The organism is Streptomyces phytophilus (genome assembly GCF_013870535.1).
Classification (GTDB): Bacteria; Actinomycetota; Actinomycetes; order Streptomycetales; family Streptomycetaceae; genus Streptomyces; species Streptomyces phytophilus.
The window spans coordinates 1-1,280 of record NZ_JACBXC010001527.1 but is presented as its reverse complement, the minus strand read 5'-3'; the positions used below and the strand labels follow the sequence as shown (position 1 = coordinate 1,280).

The 1,280-nt window shown below is 74.1% G+C and carries 2 protein-coding genes; both read left to right on the top strand.

Annotation, left to right across the window (positions count from 1 at the left end; translation table 11 throughout):
* Positions 1–190 precede the first annotated feature (190 nt).
* Complete coding sequence (locus H5J30_RS33965; protein WP_181791658.1) at positions 191–775, top strand: YqgE/AlgH family protein; 585 nt, start codon at positions 191–193, stop codon at positions 773–775.
* 30 nt (positions 776–805) lie between these two features.
* Positions 806–1,111, top strand: a complete 306-nt coding sequence (locus H5J30_RS33960; protein WP_181791656.1) for a DUF3039 domain-containing protein — start codon at positions 806–808, stop codon at positions 1,109–1,111.
* Positions 1,112–1,280: the final 169 nt, after the last annotated feature.

Sequence of the window (1,280 nt, the reverse complement as noted above, 5' to 3'; positions counted from 1 at the left end):
CGGTCGCAGCGGGGTGCTGCGCGCGGACGGCCGCGCGCGGACGCCGTACGCGCCCCGGGCCGCGCCGTGTGCGGCCCCCCTGGGTCTGGAGAGGCGGCCGGGGCCGCCACGCGCGGCGCACGGTGCGCGCATTGCCGTATTCCTCGGCCGTCCGCTCCCCACGCGCCCGTAACTGCGGGATCATGTCCGCATGACGGAGGTGTCATCCCTCACGGGCCGGTTGCTGATCGCGACGCCGGCCCTGACCGATCCGAACTTCACCCGGACCGTGGTGCTCCTGCTCGACCACGACGAGGAGGGGTCGCTCGGCGTCGTGCTCAACCGCCCGACCCCCGTCGGCGTCGGCGACGTGCTGCAGGACTGGGCCGACCTCGCCGGCGACCCCGGTGTGGTCTTCCAGGGCGGCCCGGTCTCCCTCGACTCCGCGCTCGGCCTCGCAGTGGTCCCCGGCGACCAGGGCGGCGGCGTGCCCGGCGGCGAGGGGCCGCTCGGCTGGCGCCGGGTGCATGGCGCGATCGGCCTGGTCGACCTGGACGCGCCGCCGGAGCTGCTGGCGGCGGAGCTGGGCACGCTGCGGATCTTCGCCGGGTACGCGGGGTGGGGCCCCGGGCAGTTGGAGGAGGAGCTGGACGACGGCGCGTGGTACGTCGTGGAGTCCGAGCCCGGGGACGTGTCGTCGCCCGCGCCGGAGGGCCTGTGGCGGGCGGTGCTGCGGCGGCAGCGCAGCGAGCTGGCCATGGTCGCGACATATCCGGACGACCCGAGCCTGAACTGATCCGCGGTGCCGTCGGTACCCTTGGCCACCATGAGCACTCCTCTCCCCGAGCCCGAGCCCGAACGCGGAACCGGCACCGGCACCCTCGTCGAACCGACGCCGGAGGTGTCGCACGGCGACGGCGACCACGAGCGCTTCGCCCACTACGTCCAGAAGGACAAGATCATGGCCAGCGCGCTCGACGGCACCCCCGTCGTGGCGCTCTGCGGCAAGGTGTGGGTCCCGGGGCGCGATCCGAAGAAGTACCCCGTCTGCCCCATGTGCAAGGAGATCTACGAGTCCATGGGCGCCGGCGGCGGCAAGGACGGCGGCAAGGACGGCGGCAAGAAGAAGTAGCGGCAAGCCGGCCGCGGCCCCCGGTCCCCGGTCCGCGGCCCCCCGTTCCGGTCCCGTTCCACCGCCGGAATGGTCTAGTCCAAGCCGCTTTCCTGGGGCAGGATGAGGTCATGGATCTCATCCCCGCGCCCAGCAGCGCCGCCCGCACCAGCGACACCGCGACCTTCGC